This is a genomic window from Burkholderia anthina (assembly GCF_001547525.1).
Classification (GTDB): Bacteria; Pseudomonadota; Gammaproteobacteria; order Burkholderiales; family Burkholderiaceae; genus Burkholderia; species Burkholderia semiarida.
Window position 1 is genome coordinate 2,695,345 of record NZ_CM003768.1, and the last position, 16,148, is coordinate 2,711,492.

Sequence of the window (16,148 nt, forward strand, 5' to 3'; positions counted from 1 at the left end):
CGAAGCCGCGCCGCCGGCATCAGCGGATGCGTGACAGGAGCAGTGATGCAGGACAGCAGCCGTGTGACGGCCGATATGAGATTCGACATGATTTCCCCGACCCGCTTGATGATTGTTCGTCGCCTGCATCGAGCCGCCGGCCCGTGCAGTGTCGTTGTCTGCACCGCTGCATCAGCAAGCAACGGGCCAACGCGCGCAGAGCCGCGCAAACAGGGGCACGGAGGACTGCGTGGGGCCGTCGGCGACGGTGTGCGTGCGCAAATGTTTCAGTCGTGCAACACGCAGCGGCGCGGGCTGGCCGGCGGCGGGCCCGGCGGGCGGGCGATGGCGGGATGACGGGGGCGGCTCACGGCGCACGCGGCCGCGATTCCGCTGGGGAATCGCACGCGCCGCAGGCCGATCGGTTTCATTCGTGCAACGTGCGCGCGGCCGTTTCGGTCAGGTGTCGGCGGCACCGCGCATCATGCGTTCACATTCGACTGCGCGGCGAGCCACGCACAGAACTGCGCGACGAGCGGATCGTCGGCCGGCGCGCCGGGCGCGATCCACCAGTAGCTGCGCGTCGCGATGCGCGGGCCGGGCAGCGGCATCACGAGGCGCCCGCTCGCGAGTTCGTCGTCGATCAGCGGCAACGGGCCGAGCGCGACGCCGAGCCCGTCGACGGCCGCCTGCAGCGCCAGGTAGAAGTGGTCGAACGACTGCCGCTTGCGCCCCTTCATCGTCACGCCGGCCGCCGCGAACCAGTCGCGCCAGCCTTCCGGCCGCGTATCCGAATGCAGCAGCACGTGCCGCGCGAGATCGTCCGCGCGGGTAATCGGCGCGCGCTTGAGCAGCGCGGGGCTGCACACCGGGATCACGCTTTCGTCGAGGAAGTGGCCGCTCGTGCAATTCGGCCAGTGGCCGGGGCCGCGGCGGATCGCGACGTCGAAGCCGTTCAGCGTGTCGAGCGGCGCGTTCGACGTCGACAGCTTCAGCTCGACGTTCGGCACGTCGCGCTGGAACCGCGACAGGCGCGGCAGCAGCCATTTCATCGCGAAGGTCGGCAGCGCATTGATGCGCAGCACGCGCGCCGCGCCGGTGCTGCGCAACTGTTCGGTCGCGTGCGCGATGCTGTCGAACGCCGCGCGCACGGTGTCCAGGTAGCGGCGGCCTTCGTCGGTGAGCTTCACGCGCTTGCCGTGGCGATGGAACACCGGCTTGCCGAGCCATGCCTCGAACCCGGCGATCTGCCGGCTGATGGCACCGTGGGTCACATGCAGTTCGTCGCCCGCGGCGCTGAAGCTTTCATGTCGTGCCGCTGCTTCAAAGGCCCGAAGCGCGGAAAAGGGTGGGAGATCGCGTGCCATGCTTGTGATTCTAGATCACAAGGGCGCGCCGATAAAATCGTTTTGACGGCATCCCGAACGGCGGTAACCTCGGTTCACCGCTTGATGAGGAGCCCCATGCAATCCGCCTTCCCGCCGGCCTCGCCGCCGCCTGCCGCGTCCCCCCGCAGCGTCGGTCTCGCCGAGCTGTTCACCGGTTTCCTGTCGCTCGGCCTGATGTCGTTCGGCGGCGCGTTGCCGTTCGCGCGGCGCACGATCGTCGACGAGCGCAAGTGGCTCTCCGCCGACGAATTCACCGATCTGCTCGGCCTCTGCCAGTTCCTGCCGGGCGGCAACGTGATCAACCTGTCGGTCGCCGTCGGCATGCGCTTTCGCGGCGTGGCCGGCGCGTTCGCCGGCATTCTCGGGCTGATCGCCGGCCCGACGCTCGTCGTCGTCGCGCTCGGCGTGCTGTACGCGAAGACGCAGAACGATCCGCGCGTGCAGCACCTGTTCGCCGGGCTCGCGGCCGCGGCGGCCGGCCTGCTCGTCGCGATGGCCGTGAAAGTCGCGAAGCCGCTGCTTCAGGCGCCGCGCGCGGCGGCCGCGATCGCGGTGCTCGCGTTCGTGGCGATCGCGGTGCTGCGCATGCCGCTCCTGACCACGATGCTGGTGCTGACGCCCGTCAGCATCTGGCTCGCGTCGCGCCGCCGCGCGGCCGGCACGCCGCGGCCGGCGCCGACTGCCGCGCGGGGCACGCACGATTCGCACGATTCGCCCCACGGGCAACAGGAGCGCCGGCCATGAGCGACACGCTGATCGCCATCGCGACGATCTTCAGCCAGTTGTCGCTGCTCGCGTTCGGCGGCGGCAACACGATCCTGCCGGAGATGCAGCGGCAGGTCGTCGACGTGCATCACTGGATGAGCGCGCACGAGTTCACCGCGCTGTTCGCGCTGGCCCAGGCGGCGCCGGGGCCGAACATGATGATCGTGTCGCTGGTCGGCTGGCACGTGGCCGGCTGGGCCGGGCTGCTGGTCGCGTCGCTCGCGAAGTTCGGGCCGTCGTCGATCGTCACCGTGCTCGCGCTGCATGCGTGGGAGCGCTTTCGCGACCGGCCGTGGCGCCGCTACGTGCAGCAGGGGATGATGCCGGTGACGGTCGGGCTCGTCGCGGCAAGCGCGGTGCTGATTTCCGACGCGTCGAACCGCACCGCGATCCAGTGGGGCATCACGGCCGCATGCGCGGTGCTGGCGTGGCGCACGCGCATTCATCCGCTGTGGCTGCTCGCGGGCGGCGCGTTGATCGGGCTCACGGGCATCGGGCAGTGACTGGCATGTCGCACGTCGCCGGCCGTTGCACGCGACGGTTCAGCGGCTAGTGCGACACGCGGCGCCCGGTGGCGCACGTTATATTGGCGCACGGCAGGCGGCGAAGCCCGGCCGCGCAGTGCCGGCGGCGCGCCGCGCCTGCCGGCACGACCGACATTCGCGCCGCCCGCCGCGCACACCACGGAGGATCGATGGATCTCGACGGCGCCAGCCGCAATCTCACTGTCGCCGCATTGCTGACGCTGTCCGGCGGCTATCTCGACGCGTACACCTACGTCGGCCACGGCCACGTGTTCGCGAACACGATGACCGGCAACGTCGCGCTGCTCGGCATCAACCTGTCGGCCGGCGAATGGGCCGCCGCGCTGCACCACGTGCCGCCGCTCGGCGGCTTCGTGCTCGCGGTATTCGTCGCGCATCTGTTCGGCCTCGCCGCGCGGCGCGGCTGGATGCGCCAGACGGCGTTCGTGAGCCTGATCGTCGAGATCGCGTTTCTCGGCGTCGCCGCGAGCGGCCTCGTCGGCGCGTCGAGCGCATGGCTGATTCCGGGCATCTCGTTCGTCGCGACGTTGCAGACGCTGTCGTTCACGCATCTCGAGGAACTGTCGTACACGTCGGTGATGACGACCGGCAACCTGCGGCGTGCCGCGCAGAAGCTGTTCGTCGGGCTGATTCCGCGCTACGACGCCGGCGCATTGCACGACTCGGCGCTGCTCGCGACGATCAGTTTCTGTTTCCTGGCCGGCGCGGTGGTCGGCGGCCTCGTGACGCGGCTCGTGCCGGACATCGCGCTGTGGGGCGCCGTGCTGCTGCTCGTCGGCGCGTTCGCGGAGATCGTGCGGCGGGCGTGGCGGCGCCCGGGGAACGGCAGTGCGGGTAGCGAGGACGGTAACGGCGACGCGGGCACCGGCAGCGACGGGGCGACGCAAACGGCCTGACGGCAAGCGGCGTGCGACAGGCAGCAGGCAGCAGGCCGCAGGCGGCGGGCTGCGGGCGACGGGCGACGGGCGACGGGCGACGGGCGACGGGCGACGGGCGGCGGGCGGCGGGCGGCGGGCGGCGGGCGGCGGGCGGCGGGCGGCGGGCGGCGGGCGGCGGGCGGCAATCGGCAAGCAGCGGACAGCAAGCGGCAGCCAGCGCAACGATTTCGCCGGCTCTTTCGCCGCAATCCGCGTGACCGCACCGCACCATCGTCGCACCTCGCAGCGCCGTACTCGCCCGCCGGCGCCGCCGCGCACCGTCCCGCCGCCGCGCGAGCCAGGCCCGGCGCAGGAAACGTTGCTCCCGGACGACAATCGCGCGCTTGCCGCGTATTTCAATTTCTTTCAGCGTTCGCACTCGTCTTATGATTCAGCCCACATCGCGCGCGCCATGAACGTGTGCGATCGCCACCCGGCTGCGCACGCGGCCGGTCACGAATGGAGACACCTAAAAAAGGAACGCTCATGAAGCAGACCACCCGACTCGCCGCTATCGCAGGGGGCGCGGCGCTGGCCTTCGCCAGCCAGTACGCAGCAGCACAAAGCTCGGTCACGCTGTGGGGCGTCGCCGACGCCAGCATTCGTTACCTGACCAACGCCAACGCCAAGAACGACGGCCTGCTGTCGATGAGCAACGGCGCGATCACGAACAGCCGCTTCGGCATCTACGGCACGGAAGACCTCGGCGGCGGCCTGAAGGCCGTGTTCAACCTCGAGAGCGGCGTGAACCTGCAGAACGGCGCATTCGCCGACAGCGGCCGCCTGTTCAACCGCGCGGCGTACGTCGGCCTGCAGAGCCCGTACGGCACGGTGACCCTCGGCCGCCAGAAGACGCCGCTGTTCGACCTGCTGGCGGACACCTACGATCCCCTGACCGTCGGCAACTACCTCGAAAACGCGTGGCTGCCCGTCGCCCTCGGCGGCGGCCTGTATGCGGACAACCAGATCAAGTACACGGGCAAGTTCGCGGGCCTGACCGCGAAGGCGATGTACTCGACCGGCACCAACTACGAATCGACCGGCGCCGGCGGCTTCTCGGGCCAGATTCCGGGCTCGCTCGGCAAGGGCAATGCATGGGGCGTGTCGCTGTCGTACGTGATGGGCCCGCTCAGCATCGCGGCCGGCGCGCAGCAGAACAGCGACAACTCGGCGCGCAAGCAGACGATCTACCACGCGAACGTCGTGTACGCGTTCAGCAAGGCGAAGATCTACGCGGGCTACCTGCGCTCGAAGGACGACACGGGCTTCGTCGACAGCCTGCTCGCGCAGCAGTCGATCCCGGTCGCGAAGGGCACGGGCCGCATCGACGACGGTCCGTTCGCGGGCGTGAGCTGGCAGGTCAGCGCGCCGCTGACGCTGACGGGCGCGTTCTACTACGACCACATGCGCAATGCGATGACCACGAACGGCACGCTCGCGAGCGGCAACCGCTACGCGATCGTCGGCATCGCCGAGTACGCGCTGAGCAAGCGCACCGAAATCTACGGCACCGTCGACTTCAACAAGACGAACGGCGCGGCGAACGTCGAGCTGCCTGGCCGCAGCAACCAGACCGGCATCGCGATCGGCCTGCGCAATATCTTCTGACGAACGTCGGAAAACGCATGCGCCGGCTTCGTCCGGCGTGCATCGAAGAGGCTCCGCGGAGCCTCTTTTTTTCGTCGCGCGACCTTCATGCGCGCGCCCGACTATTCGGCGAACGCTCCATTGCGGCAGTCCCGCGCCGTAAGCGATCCGTCGGCAATCCAGAACACACTTTTACAGTCCGCGCGCGGGCTTTCCGCTACGCTGCGTGCATCGCGCGCGGCATGCCGTCCGGCGTGCGCGTGCGTCGTTCCGATCGCGCTCCGCGAGCGCGGCCGGCCCGGTGCGTAACTTGTGTATCCGGCGATGACAAACGCGGTTCGCCGGTTTCTTTCGTGGGACGATGCGCTCACGATTTTCTTGAAAGGGGATGACGATGGGTATCCTGAACGTCGTGGGTGAAATCGCCGGCGCAGTGGCCGCCGTCGAAGGCGTGGAAAAGCTGGACCCGGATGCGGGCCTGCTGACCAAGGCGGCCGCGGCCGTCGCCGGCTTCAAGGGCGCCGAGGCGATCGAAGGCATGCTCGAGAAGAAGGACGAGCAGCCGCGGCAGGCAGACGATACGCAGGCGACGGACGGCAGCGACACGTCGCAGGCATGAGCATGGCGGTCGGTCCGGCCGCGGGCGCGCCCGGGCCGACCGGCGCCGCGCAACCGGCAGGTCGGGCATGCGGTCGATCGGTGCGCATGGCACAACCGCCAGCCGGTTTGACCGGCGAGAGGCGTCGTCTCTCGCCGTTTTTTATCGGGCGCGCGCCATGCGCCGCACGAATCGCCGAATCTTGCTATCGTGCCCCCATCCGAACTGCGATGAGGGAATGCGATGGATTTCGACTACGACCTGTTCGTCATCGGCGCCGGCTCGGGCGGCGTGAGGCTCGCGCGCATGTCCGCGTCATACGGCGCACGCGTCGGCATAGCGGAAGAAGAGCAGATCGGCGGCACCTGCGTGCTGCGCGGCTGCATCCCGAAGAAGCTGCTCGTGTACGCGTCGCACTACCCGCACGAAGTCGACGATGCGAAGGGCTTCGGCTGGACTTTCGGCGCCGGCACGCTCGACTGGCGCGCGCTGATCGCCGCGAAGGATCGCGAGATCAACCGCTTGAGCGACATCTACATCAGCCTGCTGCGGCAATCCGGCGTCGACATGCACGCCGGCCGCGCGACGCTCGTCGATGCGCACACGGTCGCGGTCGGCGCGCGCACGATCCGTGCGCGCCACATCGCGATCGCGACCGGCTCGCGTCCGGTGCTGCCGCCGCGGCCCGGCATCGAACACGCGATCACGTCGCGCGAGGCGCTGTCGCTCGCGACGTGCCCCAAGCGCATCGCGGTGGTCGGCGGCGGCTATATCGCGGTCGAGTTCGCGGGCATCTTCAACGGTTTCGGCAGTCACGTCGACGTGTTCTATCGCGGCGAAAAAATCCTCCGCGGCTTCGACGACGACGTGCGCCAGTTCCTGACCGACGAGATGACGAAGCAGGGCGTCACGATTCACCCGCGCGCGGTGATCGAATCGATCGAGCGCGCGAGCGACGGCACGCTGTTCGTGCGCGTCGGCGACGCGCGGCACGGGCCGTACGATCAGGTGCTCTATGCGACGGGGCGCGTGCCGAACGTCGACGGGATCGGGCTCGAGCAGGCGGGCATCCTGCTCGATGCGCGCGGCGCGATCGCCGTCGATGCGTATTCGGCGACGTCGGTGCCGTCGGTCCACGCGATCGGCGACGTCACGTCGCGGCCGCAGCTCACGCCGGTCGCGACGCGCGACGCCGGCTTGCTCGCGCGCACGCTGTTCGGCGGCTCGCGCGTGGCGGTCGACCACGCATACGTGCCGTCGGCCGTGTTCAGCCAGCCGGAGGTCGCGACGGTCGGCCTGACCGAGGCCGATGCACGTCACGCGCACGGCGACGTCGATATCTACCGCACGTCGTTCAAGGCGCTGCGTCACACGCTGTCGGGCCGCGACGAGCGCACGCTGATGAAGCTCGTCGTCGCGCGCGACAGCCAGCGCGTGGTCGGCGCGCACATGGTCGGCCGCGATGCGGGCGAGATCATCCAGGGCATCGCGATCGCGATTCGCGCGGGCGCGACGAAGGCGCAGTTCGACGACACGATCGGCATTCATCCGACCGCGGCCGAGGAATTCGTGACGATGCGGCAGAAGGTGGCCGACTAGGGCGTGAACACACCCTGGGACGCACCGGGCGCGCCGGCTCGCGGGGCTGCCGTGCGCGTTGCACCCATGCTCGGTCGGCGCGTCGTATATCACGCGCTGGCCGACGATTCGGAAAGCACGTCCATTCTTCTCAAGAAATACCGTCTCAATAATCAGGCTTGGTATGATCGACAAAAATCATATACGGGGCCGATCATGCGCGAACAACAGCGCAGTAACCAGAATCATCGCGTAGCGGGCGCACGTGGGAGCGCCGATTCATGCGCCGCGCGTTCGCATCTTGCCGCGACCGATCCGTTGCGCGCATTTTCTCTTCGCATGCCGCCCTCTCCGTCGCCGTCCGGGCGATGAAGTCGCGCGCGCCGAAGCACGCCCAGGCCGTTTCGATCACCGCATCAACCGCCGGCTCTTCAGTCAGCCTGTGAGCCGGCATGCCCGTTCCGGGCCATCTTTCCACGCAAGGAGACCAGCAGTGAACATTCAGACACGACGCACCGTCCTCGTGGCGGCCGCGGTCGTCGCGGCGCTGTCCGGCTGCGCGACCGAATCGTCGCGCACGCTCGACGTGCCGGCCGTCGGCAGCGCGCAGAAGCCGTACGCGGGCAAGCCCGTCGCGATCGCCGTCGGCAAGTTCGACAACCGTTCGAGCTACATGCGCGGCATCTTCTCCGATGGCATCGACCGCCTCGGCGGACAGGCGAAGACGATCCTCGTCACCCGCCTGCAGCAGAGCCGCCGCTTCAACGTGCTCGATCGCGAGAACCTCGACGAGATCAAGCAGGAAGCGGGCTTCATGAAGAAGGCGCAGGCCGTGAAGGGCGCGAACTACGTCGTCACCGGCGACGTGACCGAGTTCGGCCGCAAGGACGTCGGCGATCATCAGCTGTTCGGCATTCTCGGCCGCGGCAAGACGCAGGTCGCGTACGCGAAGGTCAACCTGAACATCGTCGACACGACCACGTCGGAAGTCGTCGCATCGAGCCAGGGCGCGGGCGAGTTCAGCCTGTCGAACCGCGAGGTGATCGGCTTCGGCGGCACGGCCGGCTACGACTCGACGCTCAACGGCAAGGTGCTGGATCTCGCGATCCAGGAAGCCGTGAACCATCTGGCGGAGCAGGTCGACGCCGGCGCATTGAAGGTCGCGCAGTAAGCGTCGCAACCCGCCGCAGCGGGCGCCGGGGCCGGCGCCGCGCTCGACCGATTCAACACGACATCACAAGAGAAAAGACCATGAAACGGGGTAACTGGCTGCCGGCGACGGCCGCCGCCTTGCTGCTCGCCGGCTGCGCGAGCTCCACGCCGCCGCTCTATCAGTGGACCGGCTATCAGCCGCAGGTGTACGAATACTTCAAGGGGCAGAAGTCGCCGCAGGAGCAGATCGACGCGCTCGAAAAAGCGCTGCAGGAGATTCGCGGCAAGGGCCATACGCCGCCGCCGGGCTTCCATGCGCATCTGGGGATGCTGTACGCGAGCATCGGCAGCGAGCAGCAGGCCGAACAGGAACTGCAGGCCGAGAAACAGCTGTTTCCGGAGTCCGCGACCTACATGGATTTCCTGCTGAAGAAGAAAACCGGTGCGCCGAAGGCCGCTGACCCGAAGGCGGCCGGCCAGAAGGCGGTCGACCAGACGGTCGCCGGCCAGAAGAACGCCGATCCGACCACCGCCAAACAGTGAGCGACGCACCCGCCATGTTCAAGACACTCTCATTCAAGCTGCTATCCGTGCTGTCGCTCGTCGCGCTGCTGAGCGCGTGCGCGCAACCGGTGAAACGGCCCGACTACACGGCGTTCAAGAAGAGCCAGCCGCGCTCGATCCTCGTGCTGCCGCCGCTCAACGAGACGTCCGACGTGGGCGCGACCTACGGGCTGCTGTCGCAGATGACGCTGCCGCTCGCCGAGTCGGGCTATTACGTCGTGCCCGTCGCCGTGATGGACGAGACGTTCAAGCAGAACGGCCTGACCAACCCGGCCGAGATCCAGGAGACATCGCCCGCGAAGCTGCGCGAGATCTTCGGCGCGGACGCCGCGCTGTATTCGAAGGTGTCGCAGTACGGCACCGTCTACCGGGTTCTCGCGAGCGCGACGGTCGTGTCGGCATCGGCGAAGCTCGTCGACCTGCGTACCGGCGACGTGCTGTGGCAGGGCCGCGCGAGCGCGAGCAGCGACGAAGGCAACAACAACGGCGGCGGCAGCCTGATCGGCATGCTCGTGGTGGCCGCGGTCAAGCAGATCGCGAACACGCTGATGGACCAGAGCCACGACGTTGCGGCGTACACCAGCACGCGACTGCTGTCGGCCGGTCCGCCGAACGGGCTGCTGTACGGTCCGCATTCGCCGAAGTACGGCACGGACTGAGCGGCGCAGGGCGCGCGGGCGCTTCATGCGCCCGTCGTGCCGCCTGCATGCAATCCGGCCGAACGGCTGCACCATGTGCGCGCGCGGTGTGTGCTTGCCGCGTTTTCGCGCTCACGGCCGTATCGCAATCCAGTGCCGCGCAATCACGCTCAATGCACGCCGAACGCATCCAGCAGCCGGTACCAGCTCATCGCGAGCACCAGTGCCGGCGTGCGCAGCGCCTCGCCGCCGGGGAAGTCGCGATGCCGGATCTTGTCGAACAGGTCGAAGCGGCTCGCCTGTCCGTCGATCGCTTCGGCGATCAGCTTGCCCGCAAGCGCGGTCGTGTTCACGCCGTGCCCTGAAAATCCCTGCGCGAAGTACGTCGTCGGCGTGATGCGGCCGAAATGCGGCGCACGGTTCATCGTGATGTCGACGAAGCCGCCCCACGCATAATCGACCTTCACGTCCGCGAGCTGCGGGAACGTCTTCAGCATGTCCGCGCGCATCGCCGCGGCGAGATCGCGCGGCTCGCGCGTCGAATAGCTGACTTTGCCGCCCCACACGAGCCGCGTGTCCGGCGCCGGCCGGAAATAGTCGAGCACGAAGCGGCTGTCGCAGATCGCCGCGCGCGCTGGCATCAGCGCGTCGGCGCGCGCCTGGCCGAGCGGCTCGGTCGCGATCACGTAGGTGCCGACCGGCATGATCTTCCTCGCCAGCGCGGGCGCGAGCGTGCCGACGTACGTATTGCACGCGAGCACGACGAAGCGCGCACGCACGTTGCCGCCGCTCGTCTCGGCGACGTGGCCGCCGGACACGTCGCGCACACGCGTCACGCAGCTGTCCTCGTGAATGCGCACGCCGGCTTCGGTTGCCGCCCGCGCGAGGCCTAGCGTGTAGTTCAGCGGATGGAGGTGGCCGCTGTCCGGATCGTACAGGCCGCCGCGATAGCGTTCGGATTGCACGTAATCGCCGAGCGCGTCGGCTTCGACGAAGTGGAAGCGGTCGTAGCCGAAGCGCTTCGCGGCTTCGTCGCGCCACCGCTTCAGCGCATCGGCGTCGCGCTCGGTGTTGGCCGCGGTCAGATAGCCGGGCATCAGCGCGCAGTCGATGCCGTGCCGCGCGATGCGCGACTTCACGAGCGACAGCGTTTCGAGCCCCATGTCCCAGATGCGCTTCACGTCGCCTTCCGGCATGAATCGCGCGAACGTGTCGATGTCGCACGCGAAGCCGCCGATCAACTGGCCGCCGTTGCGGCCGCTCGCCGCCCATCCGACCCGCGACGCTTCGAGCACGGTCACCGAATGGCCGCGCTCGGCGAGGTTGAGCGCGGCGGACAGGCCCGTGAGGCCCGCGCCGATCACGCACACGTCGGCGTCGGTCGTGCCGGCGAGCGGCGCGTGGCGGGTCGTATCGTTGGCGGTCGCCGCGTAGTACGACGCGACGTGCGGCTGGTTGGCGAATGTCTGCATGATAGGAAGCGCGGAGTGAAAGGGCTCAGAACAGCTCGCGGACGCGGTGGTACAGCATGCCGAGCTCGAGCGCGGGCTGCCGCCATGCGTCGCCGCCGGGAAAGCGCCGATGACGCAGGCGCGCGAACAGGTCGAACGCGCGCGTGTCGCCCGCGATCGCGCCCGCGACCGCGCGCCCGGCGATGCCGGTGAGCGCGACGCCGTGCCCGCTGAAGCCCTGGACGTAGAAAAAGTTCGGATCGATCGCGCCGAAATCCGGCGCGCGGTTGCGCGTGACGTCGACGAAGCCGCCCCACGCGTGCTCGACGCGCACGTCGCCGAGCTGCGGGAACACGCCGACCATGCGCTGCCGGATCGCTTCGGTGAGCGCGGCGGGCGACGCGCCGGCCGAATTCGCGCGGCCGCCGAACAGCATCCGGTGGTCGGCCGACAGCCGGAAGTAGTCGAGGAAGAAATTGTTGTCGCACACGGCTTCGCGTCGGGCGATCAGTGCGTCGGCGCGCGCGCGGCCGAGCGGCTCGGTCGCGATGATGTATGACGCGATCGGCGCGATGCGCGCGGCGGTCGCGGCCGGCAGCACGCCGCCGGGGCCCGCGTTGCAGCACGACACGACGAAGCGGCAGCGCACCTCGCCCGACGGCGTGCGCACGACGGGCCGCGCGCCTCGCACGACGTCGAGCGCGGGCGTATGCGCATGCAGCGCGACGCCTTCGCGGCGCGCGGCATCGGCGAGGCCGAGGCAGTACTTGAGCGGATGCAGATGGCCCGACAGCGGATCGTGCACGCCGGCCAGATAGCGCGTCGACGCAATGCGCGCCCGGATCTCGCCGGTGTCGAGCCACGCGAGCGACGGATGGCCCCAGCGCGACGTCGCGGCGTTCATCCACGCACGCAGGTCGTCGATGCGGCGCGGCTTCGTCGCGACCGTCAGGTAGCCGCGCGTGAAGTCGCAGTCGATTCCGTAGCGCGCGATGCGCTCGGCGATCAGCGCGACGCCGTCGAGCGACAGCGACCACGCGGCGCGCGCGCCGTCGGCGCCGAGCTGCCGCTCGATCGCTTCGTCTTTCGCGAAGCCCGTGATCGCCTGGCCGCCGTTGCGGCCCGATGCGCCCCAGCCGGGCCGGTGCGCATCGATCACGGCGACGGACAGCCCGCGCGCGCGGCAGTCGAGCGCCGTCGACAGGCCCGCGAAGCCGGCGCCGATCACGCACACGTCGACGTCGATCGCCGCTTCGAGCGTCGGATCGTCCGCCGCGGGCCGCGCGGCGGTTGCTTCGTAGTACGAGTCGCGCGCAAGCGCATCGGCGCGGCGGGTGAAAGACTGCGTCATGAAACCGACTCCCTCGACAAGGCCGCGCGCTGCGCGCGGCCACCCAAAAAACGGCGCGGGACGCCGTGCGTGCGCCACGGCGCCCCGCGCGTGCCGCGTCAGAACGAATAGATGAACTGCGTCGCGAGCAGGTCGTTGGACTTGCCGTACGACCCGTCGTTGCGCAGGAACACCTTGTTGTTCGCCCAGTCATGCCGGTATTCGACCTTCACGGTGATCTGCTGGGTCGGATAGAACAGCAGGTCGAGCGCGACGTCCTGGCGCACCGCGCCCTTGCACTCGAAGCCCAGGCCGCCGCCGGCCTTCGACATCGCGAGGCAGTCCGCGTCGACGCCGAAGCCGTTGCTCGGGTCCATCCCGTTGCCGTTCAGCGCGATACCGCCGCCGCCGCCGCCGTTCTTCGAGTTCGCGAGCAGGTCGTAGCGCAGCGTCACGCCCATGCGGCCGACCACCGGCGCGTTGAACTTGCGGTGCGCGAGCAGCGACAGCCCGTACCACTGCGCGAGCCCGCCGTTGAACGCCGCATGCTGCTGCCGGCCGTAGTCGACTTCGGCGTTGTACTGAACGTCGGCGAGCGTGTAGGTCGCGTCGAGTTCGCCGAAGAAGAACGAACCGTAGCCGCTCGGCGCCGCGCCGCCGGGGCCGTAGTGGACGTTGCCCTGATCGTCGATCGCGCTCGCCAGCGTCTGCCGCCCGATGTTGAACGAGCCGCCGATGTCGAGCGCGCTCGACCACGTGTAGTCCGCGCGCGCGGTGAAGGTCGGCACCTTGTTGCTGGTGGTGATCGGATCGCCGAGCGCGTTGGTGCCCGTCTGCGTGACCGAACCGTACGTGCGGTACTGCTCGTTGCCGAGGAAGAACTTCCACGCCCAGGCGCCCTTCGTGTAGTTCGCGCCGACACCGACGTAGCTGCCCGGATCGGAGAAATCGTACAGCAGGTTGTGCGTGAGCGTGAGCATCTGGTTCGACTGCTGCAGCTCGTAGCCGCCGAAGCTCGGGATCAGGCCGGCCACCAGCGTGGTCGACGCGGTGATCGGCACGTTGACGACCGCCGTGTTCAGCAGGTTGTCGGTGATCGAGCCGCGCGAGTTCTGCAGCAGCGTGATGCCGTTGCCGCGGTTCGGCATCAGCGTGATCTCGGCCGACGGCGCCATCGGGCCGACGCCGAACGTCTTCTTGATGTCGAGGTAGAGATCGCCGAACGTGCTGTTGAAATAGTTGTACGCGTTCTCGTGGTTCGCGAACAGGAACGACGACGTGCCGGCCGCGCGGTTGTAGACGTAGGTCGGATCGATGTAGCCGGTGACCGACAGGCCGGCGAGCGGGCCGGTGTTGGCCGCGTCGGTCAGCGAGTCGACCTTCAACTGCTGGTTCGCGATCTGCTGCTTCATTTCGCTGACCTCGTCGTTGGTCAGCATGGCGCGCGCGCGGCCGTAATCCGGCGAGCCCGGATCGGCCGCGACCGCGACGGCGCTGCCGCCGCCGGCCATGCCGCCGCTCGCGCCGGACGCCGCGACGGCCGCCGCGCCGCCCGGCTTCGCGGCGAGCTGCGCCTGCATCGCCTTCATCTGTTTCTGCAGCGCCGCGACCTGCGCCTGCAGCGCCTTGATTTCGGCGGATGTCGAACCGGCCAGCGCGACGCCCGGCAACGCGCCGGCCACCAGCAGGCAGATCAGTTTCTTCTTCATTGCGGATTCTCCTAGTCGTGCGCCTGTCAAATCGGGATCGAATCGCGCGCCCCCCTGGGGCAGCGCGTGTTGCTTGTCTGCAGTGCTTGTTGTCGTCGACGCGGGCGGCGGGCCGTCAGGCCGCCGCGAACGCCGCCTTCAAGTCGGCCATCCGGCGCCGCTCGCGCGCGATCATCATCCGGTTCACGACGATCACGCCGATCGTCACGGCCGTGATGAACAGCGTCGCCAGCGCATTCATCTCGGGGTTCAAGCCCAGCCGCACGCGCGAGAACACCACCAGCGGCAGCGTCGTCGAGCCGGGCCCGGACAGGAACGCCGACAGCACCAGATCGTCGATCGACAGCGTGAACGACAGCAGCCACCCCGACAGCAGCGCTTGCGAGATCAGCGGCAGCGTCACCACGAAGAACACCTTCAGCGGCGTCGCGCCGAGATCCAGCGCGGCCTCCTCGAGCGACTTGTTCATCTCCTTCACGCGCGACTGCACGATGATCGCCACGTACGACACGCACAACATCACGTGGCCGATCCAGATCGTCACCATCCCGCGCCCCTTCGGCCAGCCGAACATCTGCTCGAGCGCGACGAACAGCAACAGCAGCGAGATCCCCTGGATCACCTCCGGAATCACCAGCGGCGCGTTGATCATCCCCGTGTACAGCGTGAAGCCCTTGAAACGGCCGAAGCGCGCGAGCACGAAGCCCGCCCACGTGCCGATCACGACCGACGCGGTGGCTGTCAGGAGACCGATCTTCAGCGACAGCCATGCGGAGTTGAGCAGTTCGTCGTCGTCCAGCAGCGCCGCGTACCATTTCAGCGAGAAGCCCGACCACACCGTCACCAGCTTCGATTCGTTGAACGAGTACACGACGAGGCTGATGATCGGGATGTACAGGAACAGGAAGCCGAAGGCGAGCACGCCCGTCGACAGCGGTTTGTTCGGCTTGATCATTTCGCGTCTCCCAGTTCCTTGACCTGGTAGTACTGGAACAGCGCCATCGGCACCAGCAACAGCAGCACCATCGCGACCGTCACCGCGGACGCCATCGGCCAGTCCATGTTGTTGAAGAATTCATCCCACATCACGCGGCCGATCATCAGCGTGTCGGCGCCGCCGAGCAGCTCCGGGATCACGTACTCGCCCACCGCCGGGATGAACACCAGCAGGCTGCCGGCGATGATCCCGTTCTTCGACAGCGGCAGCGTGATGCGCGTGAACGCGACCCACGGCTTCGCACCGAGGTCGTACGCGGCCTCGAGCAGCGTCAGGTCCATCTTCACGAGGTGCGCGTAGAGCGGCATCACCATGAACGGCAGGTACGAATAGACCATCCCGATGTAGACGCCCGCATCGGTGTGGTAGAGCCGCAGCGGCGTGTGGATGATGCCGAGCGCGATCAGCGTGTGGTTCAGCAGGCCGTCGTCCTTCAGGATGCCGATCCATGCGTACACGCGGATCAGGAACGACGTCCAGAACGGCAGCATCACGGCCATCATCAGCACGTTGCGGCGGTTCGGCTCCGAGCGCGCGATGTAGTACGCCATCGGGTAACCGATCAGCAGGCACAGCACCGTCGACACGGCGGCCATCTTCAGCGAGCTGAGGTAGGTCGCGATGTACAGGTCGTCCTGCAGCAGGAACGCGTAGTGCGACAGTTGCAGCGCGAAGTGCACGACGCCGTCCTTGACCTCGACGAGCGACGTGTACGGCGGGATGCCCATCACCTGGTCGGCGAAGCTGATCTTCAGCACCAGCACGAACGGCAGCGCGAAGAACACGGCCAGCCACAGGAACGGCACGCCGATCGCGACGGTGCGGCCCGACGGCAGCAAGCGCGACAGCGCGGTGAAGCGGCCCGGGCGGGCGCGGCCCGCGCCGGTGCGCGCGGCGCCGGTCGACACCGGCGCGGAAGGCGAGGAAGCGGAGGTTCTCATCGTGGCGTC

At 68.5% G+C, this 16,148-nt stretch carries 15 protein-coding genes; 9 read left to right on the forward strand and 6 right to left on the reverse strand.

Going from position 1 to position 16,148, the window contains the following annotated elements:
- Positions 1–461: 461 nt before the first annotated feature.
- Complete coding sequence (locus tag WS64_RS12305; RefSeq protein WP_059583884.1) at positions 462–1,346, reverse strand: transcriptional regulator GcvA; 885 nt, start codon at positions 1,344–1,346, stop codon at positions 462–464.
- Between the two features lie 96 nt (positions 1,347–1,442).
- On the opposite strand from WS64_RS12305, the gene WS64_RS12310 reads away from it, so the two are divergent.
- The 9 genes from WS64_RS12310 (at position 1,443) to WS64_RS12350 (ending at position 9,732) form a co-directional block, all read left to right on the forward strand.
- Positions 1,443–2,111, forward strand: coding sequence for a chromate transporter (locus WS64_RS12310; RefSeq protein ID WP_060966551.1), 669 nt, complete (start codon positions 1,443–1,445; stop codon positions 2,109–2,111).
- A complete protein-coding gene (locus tag WS64_RS12315) occupies positions 2,108–2,635 on the forward strand; it encodes a chromate transporter (protein ID WP_059583880.1) in 528 nt (175 codons plus the stop codon). Before WS64_RS12310 ends, WS64_RS12315 begins: the two co-directional genes overlap by 4 nt.
- Before the next feature lie 191 nt (positions 2,636–2,826).
- A complete protein-coding gene (locus WS64_RS12320; RefSeq protein WP_059642417.1) occupies positions 2,827–3,573 on the forward strand; it encodes a YoaK family protein in 747 nt (248 codons plus the stop codon).
- Positions 3,574–4,080: 507 nt separating this feature from the next.
- A complete protein-coding gene (locus WS64_RS12325; protein WP_059642415.1) occupies positions 4,081–5,202 on the forward strand; it encodes a porin in 1,122 nt (373 codons plus the stop codon).
- Positions 5,203–5,575: 373 nt separating this feature from the next.
- Positions 5,576–5,800, forward strand: coding sequence for a hypothetical protein (locus WS64_RS12330; RefSeq protein ID WP_060966962.1), 225 nt, complete (start codon positions 5,576–5,578; stop codon positions 5,798–5,800).
- 222 nt (positions 5,801–6,022) lie between these two features.
- Positions 6,023–7,378, forward strand: coding sequence for a glutathione-disulfide reductase (gene gor / locus WS64_RS12335; RefSeq protein WP_059583875.1), 1,356 nt, complete (start codon positions 6,023–6,025; stop codon positions 7,376–7,378).
- Positions 7,379–7,856: 478 nt separating this feature from the next.
- Positions 7,857–8,528 (forward strand): CsgG/HfaB family protein, encoded by a 672-nt coding sequence (locus WS64_RS12340; protein ID WP_208606855.1) that lies wholly within the window; start codon positions 7,857–7,859, stop codon positions 8,526–8,528.
- Between the two features lie 80 nt (positions 8,529–8,608).
- A complete protein-coding gene (locus WS64_RS12345) occupies positions 8,609–9,052 on the forward strand; it encodes a DUF4810 domain-containing protein (protein WP_059583873.1) in 444 nt (147 codons plus the stop codon).
- A 14-nt stretch (positions 9,053–9,066) separates the two neighbouring features.
- On the forward strand, positions 9,067–9,732 hold the full coding sequence (locus WS64_RS12350; protein WP_059583871.1) for a DUF799 domain-containing protein: 666 nt from the start codon (positions 9,067–9,069) through the stop codon (positions 9,730–9,732).
- Positions 9,733–9,881: 149 nt separating this feature from the next.
- Here the strand turns inward: WS64_RS12350 and WS64_RS12355 are convergent, their stop codons facing one another.
- From WS64_RS12355 to WS64_RS12375, 5 genes are all read right to left on the reverse strand, one after another.
- Entirely contained in the window at positions 9,882–11,183 is a 1,302-nt protein-coding gene (locus tag WS64_RS12355; RefSeq protein ID WP_060966553.1) for an NAD(P)/FAD-dependent oxidoreductase, read from the reverse strand.
- Between the two features lie 25 nt (positions 11,184–11,208).
- On the reverse strand, positions 11,209–12,513 hold the full coding sequence (locus WS64_RS12360) for an NAD(P)/FAD-dependent oxidoreductase (RefSeq protein WP_060966554.1): 1,305 nt from the start codon (positions 12,511–12,513) through the stop codon (positions 11,209–11,211).
- 98 nt (positions 12,514–12,611) lie between these two features.
- The gene (locus WS64_RS12365; RefSeq protein ID WP_060966555.1) at positions 12,612–14,201 is read right to left on the reverse strand and encodes a DUF3138 family protein; all 1,590 of its coding nucleotides are present in this window, start codon (positions 14,199–14,201) and stop codon (positions 12,612–12,614) included.
- A 115-nt stretch (positions 14,202–14,316) separates the two neighbouring features.
- On the reverse strand, positions 14,317–15,156 hold the full coding sequence (locus tag WS64_RS12370) for an ABC transporter permease subunit (protein ID WP_059583866.1): 840 nt from the start codon (positions 15,154–15,156) through the stop codon (positions 14,317–14,319).
- On the reverse strand, positions 15,153–16,139 hold the full coding sequence (locus WS64_RS12375; protein WP_060966556.1) for an ABC transporter permease subunit: 987 nt from the start codon (positions 16,137–16,139) through the stop codon (positions 15,153–15,155). The genes WS64_RS12370 and WS64_RS12375 overlap by 4 nt, the downstream gene beginning before the upstream one ends.
- Positions 16,140–16,148 lie beyond the last annotated feature (9 nt).

Bases quoted from the DNA above. Each gene is read 5' to 3' on its own strand.
- WS64_RS12320 (WP_059642417.1), top strand. From the start codon at position 2,827: ATGGATCTCGACGGCGCCAGCCGCAATCTCACTGTCGCCGCATTGCTG.
- WS64_RS12315 (WP_059583880.1), top strand. From the start codon at position 2,108: ATGAGCGACACGCTGATCGCCATCGCGACGATCTTCAGCCAGTTGTCG.
- WS64_RS12360 (WP_060966554.1), bottom strand. From the start codon at position 12,513: ATGACGCAGTCTTTCACCCGCCGCGCCGATGCGCTTGCGCGCGACTCG.
- gor (WP_059583875.1), top strand. From the start codon at position 6,023: ATGGATTTCGACTACGACCTGTTCGTCATCGGCGCCGGCTCGGGCGGC.
- WS64_RS12345 (WP_059583873.1), top strand. From the start codon at position 8,609: ATGAAACGGGGTAACTGGCTGCCGGCGACGGCCGCCGCCTTGCTGCTC.
- WS64_RS12330 (WP_060966962.1), top strand. From the start codon at position 5,576: ATGGGTATCCTGAACGTCGTGGGTGAAATCGCCGGCGCAGTGGCCGCC.
- WS64_RS12375 (WP_060966556.1), bottom strand. From the start codon at position 16,139: ATGAGAACCTCCGCTTCCTCGCCTTCCGCGCCGGTGTCGACCGGCGCC.
- WS64_RS12305 (WP_059583884.1), bottom strand. From the start codon at position 1,346: ATGGCACGCGATCTCCCACCCTTTTCCGCGCTTCGGGCCTTTGAAGCA.
- WS64_RS12365 (WP_060966555.1), bottom strand. From the start codon at position 14,201: ATGAAGAAGAAACTGATCTGCCTGCTGGTGGCCGGCGCGTTGCCGGGC.
- WS64_RS12310 (WP_060966551.1), top strand. From the start codon at position 1,443: ATGCAATCCGCCTTCCCGCCGGCCTCGCCGCCGCCTGCCGCGTCCCCC.
- WS64_RS12350 (WP_059583871.1), top strand. From the start codon at position 9,067: ATGTTCAAGACACTCTCATTCAAGCTGCTATCCGTGCTGTCGCTCGTC.
- WS64_RS12370 (WP_059583866.1), bottom strand. From the start codon at position 15,156: ATGATCAAGCCGAACAAACCGCTGTCGACGGGCGTGCTCGCCTTCGGC.
- WS64_RS12325 (WP_059642415.1), top strand. From the start codon at position 4,081: ATGAAGCAGACCACCCGACTCGCCGCTATCGCAGGGGGCGCGGCGCTG.
- WS64_RS12355 (WP_060966553.1), bottom strand. From the start codon at position 11,183: ATGCAGACATTCGCCAACCAGCCGCACGTCGCGTCGTACTACGCGGCG.